A 9,742-nucleotide genomic window follows, 5' to 3' on the forward strand; every position below is an offset into this window, starting at 1 on the left:
TGCGCTTGGCTACCACTTCGGTGTGCCCCTACGTGCGCCCAAATTAACCTCGTAATTGCAGGAGTAGTTTTTGATGCTTGGTATTAGTCCTAGTCTTCAATTAATTCAATAAAGTCTTGACGGGTTTGCTCGGCTTCTCGGTTGAGGTCGTAACCAAGCTGAATTGCTTGCTGTTCTCTGGATTGATTCTTGTCTAAATCTGTGACGCTGGTATCGTGGCAAATCGCCCAATACAAAGCATCAGCTTCCCTCTGGAAACCGGGCGGATAATTTCCCGGACTCAGGCGATCGATGATGTACTCGGTGCCATCGAAATTGATCGCCATCGGACGCTCCGTAGAACACAAAACCTGGGTAGGCGCCTTCATCCAAACCCATTTTCCTTCGGTTGGTTTACCCATAACCGAATGATAGACTAACACTTCTGTTTGGTAAAGTTTTTCCCCTCTGGCTTCGCGCTTTAAGCGGGTAAAGGTGTAGTAGGATTCAACGCATTCTCCCATGCGGCAATAGCTAATTAGAGGGGTGAAATTTTCCTCGGCGATCGCTGTTTCTAAAGCCTCTGTCCTCATCATTTCCGCTTCGTCTATTTGGCTTATTTCTAAATTTTTGGGCGATGCTGTTGGATTATCTAGATTATCTAGATTATCTAGATTTTTTTCTGGTTTTGTTTCTAGATTTTGAGATTCTAGATGTTTAGATGAGTCAGAATTTCCGGGGTGAGGTAATGGGCTAGGTTCTGCTGCCACCGTTAAGGACTCTGGGTTGGCGCTATCCCTGGAAAACGTTTCCGCTTGGGTGGAGGGCGAAAGGGCAGTGCAGTCAAGGGTTATGGCTAAGGCGATCGCCAAAGTCAGTCCCGTCCTTGGTCTTGAGGTAATCCCCTGACATAACCCCGTATCGAAGGGGGTGCGGTGGCTGGCCGGTTGACGAGGGAAATGCATATTAAACCTCTCTAATTTCTACTTCTCCAACGATAGCAGATGCTTAAAAGTAACCCAGTTAAAGGAAAAATATCGGCTAAAATTGAATCTTATATTAGTTTAATTTGATAAAATCTGATTTGTTTAGTAATTCTGGTTAAAACTTTTCCCCAGTCTGGCTAGTTCTTCTCCTAACTTTTCTAATAAGCTTTTCAAGTCTGACTTAATCAGTTCTGCCCCAATACCTAGAAAAGTTTGGGCAATTCCTCAATTGAGAGCAGAAAAATCAAGATTCCATAACCAAAAACTGCATCTTCATAACCGCCTAGTATTCCATGCACGTCACTCGCGGGTAGTTGGTTTCTGAATTCACTGCCACTATGACCCATCTGGATAATGTTTTCCACGAGGGGGATCGTCTCAGAAGCTTGAATCAAAGTTGAGATAATTTGCAGGACTTCCCAGGCGATCGCGATGCCAAATAATAGTAAAATTGTCCCAACAATGGTTTTAAAGAAGAACACTAATTTAACCGTTTCTGTCAGGGTATGAAAATTATCACAGTTGCGATCGTACATAATCAACCTCTTGGGTGTGGATTAAACAAATATATCCCCATCATAGCAAACCATCAATGCCGGAAAAATAAAAGCAATATTTCTTATTGAACAAGCCCCAATATCGCTTAATAATATAGTATCGTTCAATCATATCGGCCATCGCCCAGTAATATCAAATCGGAGAATATATGAAAATTCAAACCCCTGATTGGGTAAAACAAGCTGTTTTCTATCAAATTTTTCCCGATCGCTTCGCCAAAAGTGAACCACCTGCGGGAAAATTTTGCCGTCAACCGGGGGGTGGTTGGCAACCGGAACAATTAGAACCCTGGGATGCACCTCCGACCCTACAAGGATACAAAGGAGGGAATCTTTGGGGAGTAATAGAGAAATTGGATTACTTACAAGACTTAGGCATTAATGCCATTTATTTTACCCCAATTTTTCAATCCGCTTGTAATCACCGTTACCACACCCATGACTATTACCAAGTTGACCCCATATTGGGAGGGAATCAAGCATTTATGGCTTTGCTAGATGCTGCCCATCAACGGGAAATTAAGGTGGTACTGGATGGAGTATTTAATCATGCCAGTCGAGGATTTTTCTTTTTTAATGATATTTTAGAAAATGGCCCAAATTCTCCTTGGGTAGATTGGTTTTTAATAGAAAATTGGCCTATATCCGCTTACGATGGCAGTAAACTGGCGAATTATATCGGTTGGGCAAATAATCGATCGCTGCCTAAGTTTAACCACGACAATTCAGCGGTGCGAGAATATATTATGCAAATTGCCGAATATTGGATTCAACAAGGAATTGATGGCTGGCGTTTGGATGTGCCTTACTGTGTGGAAACTCCCGGATTTTGGCAGGAATTTCGCCAACGAGTGAAAGCCATAAACCCGGATGCTTATATTGTGGGAGAAGTCTGGAAAGACTCGCGACAATGGTTAGATGGCACCCAGTTTGATGGGGTTATGAATTATTTATTTACCGGACCAACGATCGCCTTTACCGCAGGCGATCGCGTCAAAATGGAACTGGTAGAACATCACGAATATTACCCCTATCCCGCTTTAGATGCCGCTGGATATGCCCAAAAAATGCAAAACCTGCTAAATTTATATCCGTGGGAAATTCAACTCACCCAATTAAACTTATTAGATAGTCACGATACCGCCAGATTGTTAACCATTTGTGGAGAAGACTTAGCTACCATAGAATTAGCCACGGTGTTATTAATGACCAGTGTCGGATCGCCGAGTATTTACTATGGGGATGAAGTGGGTTTACCGGGAGGTGATGACCCAGATTGTCGTCGGGGCTTCCCCCCAGAAAATCAATGGAATCAATCGGTCTTAAAGATGCACAAAGAGTTAATTAAGCTGCGGCGAAATTATCAGTGTTTACAGATAGGAGACTATGAAATTATCGGCAGTCAGGGAATGGTTTATGTGTTTGCCCGGAATTGCCCAGAAGAATCGATATTGGTCGCCATTAATTGCGGGATAGAATCGGCAATAAAAAGCTTTAGTATTCGCGGTGAATTTAAGCAAAATCAGCGATTATATGGGCAGGGACAAATATCTTGCCAGGACAATCAAATTAACTTGACTTTACCGCCTCGTAGCGCTATTATTTGTATATAGATGCGTGATTTTGGATCGCGATCTAAAATCGTGATATTGACTCGCGGAAATATCCGCCAGTCAATATCTGCTTTTTAGCAATCATTTACTGGCGGTCATGCTTCCTACCGTAATCGAACCCTAATCGGACACAAGAATAGTTTGCCCAGGGACACGGCAAGGTCGTGTCCCGAACCATCGGTTTATTGCGTAATTATTGCGTAACCGTTAACCCTTTTTCCCGAAGTTGTTGGACAAAAAACTCCTCTAATGAACCATTGGCTAAAGTGAGAGAAATCAGTTTCGCTTCCATCAGTTGTAAGCTGGCTAAAAAATATTGGGTATTTCCTTGTAATATGCCTTGCCAAGTTTCATCTTCAAATTCTAAATTGTTGAGCCATTGTTTTAATACCTCTAAGTTACCTCCTTGGCCTTTGACTTGATAGATATCTGATGTGCCAATCAGTTCTTTAATTGTGCCAGACGCAATGATTTCTCCTCGCGCCAGAATAGCGACGCGATCGCAGATTTTTTCCACATCTGCTAAAATATGGCTATTAAAGAAAATCGTCTTTCCTTGCTTTTTCAAGGATAAAATAATTTCCCGCATTTGATATCGACCCAAAGGGTCAAGACCGGACATTGGTTCATCTAATAAGAGTAATTCCGGGTCATTAATTAAAGCTTGTGCCATGCCAATGCGTTGTAACATTCCTTTGGAATATTGACGCATTTGTTTGTTTTTAGCACTGGATTTATCCAGCCCGACTAAATCGAGTAAATCAATAATCCGATGTTCTCTAACTTCCCCAGGAATTTGAAATAAATTAGCGGCAAATTCTAAGCATTCCCAGCCCGTGAGATAATCATAAAAATAAGCATTTTCCGGTAAGTAACCGATGCGTTCTCTCACGGCGCGATCGCCCAAAGGACGCCCGAAAATAACCCCTCGTCCGCTGGTGGGTTTGACAATTCCTAAAAGAGTTTTAATTAATGTGGTTTTGCCTGCACCATTCTGCCCTAATAAACCAAAGGTTTCGCCAGGATAAATGGTTAAATTACAGTTTTTTAAGGACAGGATTTTTTGATTCATCCAAAACCCAGCCCGATAGAATTTACTCAAGTCCCAGGTTTGGACAACTGCCTCATTTTCACGGCTAATTGGTTGAGGAGATAAATCAGCTACAGATTCCATATCATAGTCTCCACCTTTGAGCTTTTTCATCACTTGATACTTCATTAGTTATTGATTATTGTTGATTTGATTATTATTTATTTGTTATTTGTTGTTTAATAATTAACATCAGCAATAACCAATAACTAATAACAAATAACATAACCCATTAGGGGGCGATTAGCCTAAAATTTTTGAGGAAAACTTTACAAAACGGAGGAAAGTTATGGATCGTTCCAAAATTGTGGCGATTGTGACTGGGGCGATTTCTTTGGTGTTAGCCGTAGCATATCTGATGTTGGTTCAATTGTTGGATTTACGGGGAGAAATGATTCCGGCGCCGATCGATCCAGGGATGATTTGGTCATTTTTCATTTAATTATCAGTTATGAGTTATGAGTTATGGGTTATGGGTTATTTGGTGATTTTTCTGACGAATAACGAGTAACTCATAACCCATAACTTACCAATCATCTCGTTGTCGCGATCGCGGCGTTTCCCAGTCGGAATAGTCTGACGGATATTCTGACGGATAGTCTGACGGGTACTCTGACGGATATTCTGACGGATAAGCTGCCTGATATCCGGGGTCTTGGGCAGCCCACTCCCCCTCAAAAGTGGGTGGCAGGGTATCGGATAAGTTAGGTAAGTTCTCTTTCAGCGGATCCACGACGCGGGCGATCGCATCTTTGACGAAACCTTGGACAAACTCATCCTTTTTGGTCAGTTCAAATTGGCGTTGAACCACTTCCATCATGCCGCCATCCCCCCAATCCTGATCGTGTCGAAAATATTCAACGAAACTTTTTCCGGCAATGCGGGTTAAATAGGCAGCGGTAATTCCTTGAATCACTTTACCCAGGATAATGGTACTTAGATTCAGTTGTAAGGCGGTGGTCAGTAAATTTAATGCGCCTTTAACAATGCCTAAACTCGCCAAAGTTTTAGCCAAGGACAAGGCCATTTCTCGACCTCGTTCCACGTTAATTTCACAATCGTAAATTTTGCCAATTTCTACGACCATTTGGGCATTGACGGCGGCTGTGGCTAACAGATCCACCACGGGGACTGGGGTGCAGGCAATCACCCCAGCGCCAATCCATTGAAACCGTTCCACAATTTTCTCCGCTTGGCGTCGTTGCTGACTATCGATCAGCTTTCGGGCTTCTTCTCCTAATTTTTGCGACTGCAACAGAATATTATCGGCGACTAAATCTTCCCCCTCAGCCCTTAAAATCACGGCCATTCGGCGAATCAGGGGCATAATATCCGGTTCCATTTCAAAACAACCGCCCCCTTCGAGTTGCACGGGTTTGGGATTCGCTGCTACTGCGACTAAATCCATTGGGGAGATATAGCCCCGCACTCGTTCTCGCAGTCGGGCGAGGATAATTTCTTGTTCCGTTTCGGTATAGAGGTCAGTTTTATTGAAGACCAAGAGCGATCGCTTGCCAATTTCCATTAAGGCTTGCAGGGATTCATATTCCGTGCGACTCAGGTCATTATCCACCACAAATAATAATAAGTCGGCTTCCGTGGCGAGTTTGCGAGCAATTTCCTCTCGTTGAGAACCAGCCACACCTGTCTCGGAAATTCCCGGTGTATCAGTAATCAGAATATCTCGTTCTAATCCTTTCAACTTGAGAGTATAGGTTTCTCCCACCTCGGTGGTGCCCATTGGCGCCTCGACCCGACCGACGATCCGCCCTAAGAGGGCATTGACCACGGAGGTTTTGCCAGCGGCGCCAGTGCCAAAGACCACCACGTGCAAATTTCCTCTGGCTAAATTGGCTTCAATTTCGCGGGTGCGACGTAACATGGCTTGGCGGGCCACTTCATCTTGAATTTGCGTCACCTGTTCTCGAATTGCCTGCAAAGTTTCCGCAGCGGCAGCAGTTTTTTGCACCGGGATTTGGCGTTTTTTAGGGCGCCTTCCCCCTTTGGTGGGTAAGGGGTATCCGGGCAGGAGTCCCATGTAATAGAGAAAGGTGGCCACTAACAGCCCCAGGAGGGCGATCGCCAGTAATACCAGCAATAACGCCAAAAATGGAGCGGTATAAGAGACCTGAATATATAGCTGGTAAAGAGAATTCACCAGCCACAGAATCAGCCCTAAAATCAGGGCCAAACCGATATAGATGGTTAACAGACGAGTGGGGCGCATGGAAATATCACCAATGTGATAGAAAGGAAAAAAGGATGCGATCGCCGCTGATAGCTAACAATTCATTATGTTTTATTTGCATGAATTCACAAGGCTACTCAGCGATCGGTCTAGGCAGATTGATAGTTTTACAGGGGGAAATAAATATTGACTAAATTTTTTTGTGATAACTTATTATAGTATTGAAACTTAAAAATCAACAACTCAAATCAAAAAAAATTTTTCAAAAAATTTTTTACCTATAATTTCCATAAATATCTAAATCAATTTAAACCGCATTAAATCATAATTTAAGCACAAAATCATGGCTAAAATTAGATAAATGATTTTAGTAATTAAATATCAAATTATCGGTGCTCGATATCGATATTGTGAAAAATCATTAGACAATTCTGGCAAAATTCGTTCAAAGCCCCACCCCCCCTTAGCCCCTTCAAAGAAGGGGCTAAGGGGGGGATTGGGGGGATCTTATACGGTATGAAAGCCAGAATTGTCTATTAAATTGATATCGAATATTGATAAAATATTGATGAAATCAAGAAAATGGAGCATAAACATGGGACTATTTAACCAAATTTTACAGGCGGTCAACAATCCAAATCAGCAAGCAAATTTAGCTGAATTGAGTAATATTCTGACCAATATTCAACAAACGGCCAGTATTTATGGTGCTGACCCTGGCAAAAGTAAAATGCTCTTGTCAATGGTGGGGGGATATGTGCGGTCTGCCTTGCAGGAAAAGCAAAATACCGAAGGGTCAGATATGGTCAAAAATTTGGTAAATCAGTTTAGCGGCACTTCGGCAAATCCGCAAGCTGTTTTTGCCTTATTTAGTCAAACTAAATTAGCGGAAATCGTCCCAGAAATTGCTCAAAAAAGTGGTTTAAATGCCTCAACAATTCAAGCCATGTTGCCCATAGTGGTTCCGGCATTGCTGAGTCTGTTAAAAACTGGTGCCAGTACCACGGATCCGCAACAAGCCGCCAATCCAGTGCTGAATGCTTTTTTAGATGCCAATGGCGATGGGACAATCGATATCACTGATGTGATGAATCTAGCGGGACGCTTTTTGAAGTAGTTCTCTCATAAAAAAACAAAACCCCTGTAATTGAATACAGGGGTTTTTTATCTGATGTGATGAATTAATTCAACACCGATAGAAGATTAGTCGATGTAATCCATCGACATAACTGGCTCGTTTTCGCGATCGATACCTTTTTCAAAACCAGCAGCGGCAGCGCGAGCGCGACCAGCGTGCCAGAGGTGTCCGACCAAGAAGAAGAAAGCCAGAATAAAGTGAGAACCAGCGAGCCAAGCGCGAGGGTTCACATAGTTGAAGCCATTGGCTTCAGTGATAATGCCACCGACGGAGTTGATAGAACCGTTGGGAGCATGGGTCATGTATTCAGCAGCACGACGAATTTGCCAGGGCTGAATGTCGTTCTTGAGCTTTTTGAGATCCAAGCCATTAGGACCACGGAGGGGTTCAACCCAGGGGCCACGGAAATCCCAGAAACGCATGGTTTCACCACCGAAGATGATTTCACCAGTGGGAGAGCGCATGAGGTATTTACCAAGACCAGTGGGGCCTTGAGCAGAACCAATGTTGGCACCTAAGCGTTGGTCACGAACCAGGAAAGTGAAAGCTTGAGCTTGAGAAGCTTCGGCGTTGGTTGGCCCGTAGAATTCGCTGGGATAAGCAGTGTTGTTAAACCAAACGAAAGCAGTGGCGATGAAGGCCATCAGGGATAGAGCGCCCAAGCTGTAAGACAGATAAGCTTCTCCATTCCAGATGAAGGCACGACGTACCCAACCGAAGGGCTGAGTCAGAATGTGCCAGATACCACCAGCAATGCAGGTCAGGCCAATCCAGATGTGACCACCGATGATGTCTTCCATGTTGTTGACACCGATGATCCAGCCTTCGCCGCCAAAAGGAGCCTTGACTAGATAACCGAAGATCACAGCGGGGTTCAAAGTGGGGTTAGTAATCACGCGGACATCACCACCACCAGGCGCCCAAGTGTCGTAGACGCCGCCAAAGAACATGGCTTTGAACACCAAAAGCAGCGCACCGCATCCGAGCAGGATCAGGTGATAGCCGATGATGTTGGTCATCTGGTTCTTGTCTTTCCAGTCATACCCAAAGAAAGAAGAGTATTCTTCGAGGGTTTCTGGACCACGGATGGCGTGGTAAATGCCGCCAAAACCGAGAACAGCAGATGAGATTAAGTGCAGAACACCAACCACGAAGTAAGGGAAGGTATCAATTACTTCACCACCAGGGCCAACACCAAAGCCCAGGGTACCCAAGTGAGGCAGGAGAATTAAACCTTGCTCGTACATGGGTTTTTCTGGTACGAAGTGAGCCACTTCAAACAGGGTCATGGCTCCAGCCCAGAAGACAATCAGGCCAGCGTGGGCAACGTGAGCACCCAGGAGTTTACCAGACAGATTGATTAAACGAGCGTTACCAGCCCACCAGGCAAAGCCGGTAGTGGCTTGGTCACGTCCGCCGATCATTGACGTATTAAAAGTGCTTTGCACAGGCTACGACCTCTTTTGCGATCGACTCAACAATTAGGGGGTTTTTGGTTTTGAGTGTTGGGTCAGTCTGATTGACTCAACACTCAAAGCCGGATAAGTAGAATACTATTACAGAGCGTTACCGCGAGGCAGAACTTCCTCGGGGAACACAAAGCTTTCATGGGGTTGGTCAGCCGGAGCCATCCAAGCCCGCAGACCTTCGTTCAAAAGTTGGTTTTTGGTGTAGAAGGTTTCAAATTCCGGGTCTTCAGCCGCCCGCAATTCTTGGGACACGAAGTCATAAGCCCGCAGGTTCAGACCTAAGCCCACCACACCGATGGAGCACATCCACAGCCCGGTGACGGGAACAAATAACATGAAGAAGTGCAACCAGCGTTTGTTGGAGAAGGCAATCCCGAAGATTTGAGACCAGTAGCGGTTGGCAGTCACCATTGAGTAGGTTTCTTCCGACTGGGTGGGTTCAAATGCCCGGAAGGTGTTGGCACCTTCGCCATCTTCAAACAAGGTGTTTTCCACTGTGGCACCGTGAATGGCGCACAGCAGGGCTCCACCGAGGATACCCGCCACTCCCATCATGTGGAAGGGGTTGAGAGTCCAGTTGTGGAAACCTTGGAAGAAGAGGATGAAACGGAAGATACCAGCGACACCGAAGCTAGGAGCAAAGAACCAGCCAGACTGACCCAAGGGGTACATCAGGAAGACGCTGACGAATACAGCAATCGGGCCGGTGAAGGCGATCGCAT

8 protein-coding genes and 1 pseudogene are annotated in these 9,742 nt (G+C 44.7%); 3 read left to right on the plus strand and 6 right to left on the minus strand.

Annotation, left to right across the window (positions count from 1 at the left end; genetic code table 11):
- Window positions 1–89: 89 nt before the first annotated feature.
- Together AM228_RS05250 and AM228_RS05255 are read right to left on the minus strand one after the other, a co-directional pair.
- Window positions 90–944 (minus strand): hypothetical protein, encoded by an 855-nt coding sequence (locus AM228_RS05250; protein WP_054465043.1) that lies wholly within the window; start codon window positions 942–944, stop codon window positions 90–92.
- A 224-nt stretch (window positions 945–1,168) separates the two neighbouring features.
- Window positions 1,169–1,501, minus strand: a complete 333-nt coding sequence (locus AM228_RS05255) for a hypothetical protein (RefSeq protein ID WP_054465044.1) — start codon at window positions 1,499–1,501, stop codon at window positions 1,169–1,171.
- A gap of 170 nt (window positions 1,502–1,671) precedes the next feature.
- Between AM228_RS05255 and AM228_RS05260 the strand changes: the two genes are divergently transcribed.
- Window positions 1,672–3,135 (plus strand): glycoside hydrolase family 13 protein, encoded by a 1,464-nt coding sequence (locus tag AM228_RS05260; RefSeq protein WP_054465045.1) that lies wholly within the window; start codon window positions 1,672–1,674, stop codon window positions 3,133–3,135.
- Between the two features lie 193 nt (window positions 3,136–3,328).
- On the opposite strand, the gene AM228_RS05265 is transcribed toward AM228_RS05260, so the two are convergent.
- Window positions 3,329–4,309 carry an ABC transporter ATP-binding protein gene (locus AM228_RS05265; protein ID WP_054465061.1) on the minus strand — a complete coding sequence of 327 codons (981 nt, stop codon included), beginning with the start codon at window positions 4,307–4,309 and terminating at the stop codon, window positions 3,329–3,331.
- Window positions 4,310–4,514: 205 nt separating this feature from the next.
- On the opposite strand from AM228_RS05265, the gene AM228_RS33990 reads away from it, so the two are divergent.
- Window positions 4,515–4,667, plus strand: a complete 153-nt coding sequence (locus tag AM228_RS33990; RefSeq protein ID WP_190877733.1) for a hypothetical protein — start codon at window positions 4,515–4,517, stop codon at window positions 4,665–4,667.
- Window positions 4,668–4,751: 84 nt separating this feature from the next.
- Here AM228_RS33990 and AM228_RS05270 read toward each other — a convergent pair whose 3' ends face one another.
- The gene (locus AM228_RS05270; RefSeq protein ID WP_082348749.1) at window positions 4,752–6,452 is read right to left on the minus strand and encodes a YcjF family protein; all 1,701 of its coding nucleotides are present in this window, start codon (window positions 6,450–6,452) and stop codon (window positions 4,752–4,754) included.
- Window positions 6,453–7,008: 556 nt separating this feature from the next.
- Here AM228_RS05270 and AM228_RS05275 point away from each other — a divergent pair.
- A complete protein-coding gene (locus tag AM228_RS05275) occupies window positions 7,009–7,530 on the plus strand; it encodes a hypothetical protein (protein WP_054465046.1) in 522 nt (173 codons plus the stop codon).
- Window positions 7,531–7,616: 86 nt separating this feature from the next.
- Here AM228_RS05275 and psbC read toward each other — a convergent pair whose 3' ends face one another.
- Together psbC and AM228_RS05285 are read right to left on the minus strand one after the other, a co-directional pair.
- Entirely contained in the window at window positions 7,617–8,975 is a 1,359-nt protein-coding gene (psbC, locus tag AM228_RS05280; RefSeq protein ID WP_156331551.1) for a photosystem II reaction center protein CP43, read from the minus strand.
- Window positions 8,976–9,107: 132 nt separating this feature from the next.
- Window positions 9,108–9,742 (minus strand): annotated as a pseudogene (locus AM228_RS05285) (photosystem II D2 protein (photosystem q(a) protein)); the annotation flags it as partial.

Source organism: Planktothricoides sp. SR001 (assembly GCF_001276715.1).
Taxonomy (GTDB): Bacteria; Cyanobacteriota; Cyanobacteriia; order Cyanobacteriales; family Laspinemataceae; genus Planktothricoides; species Planktothricoides raciborskii.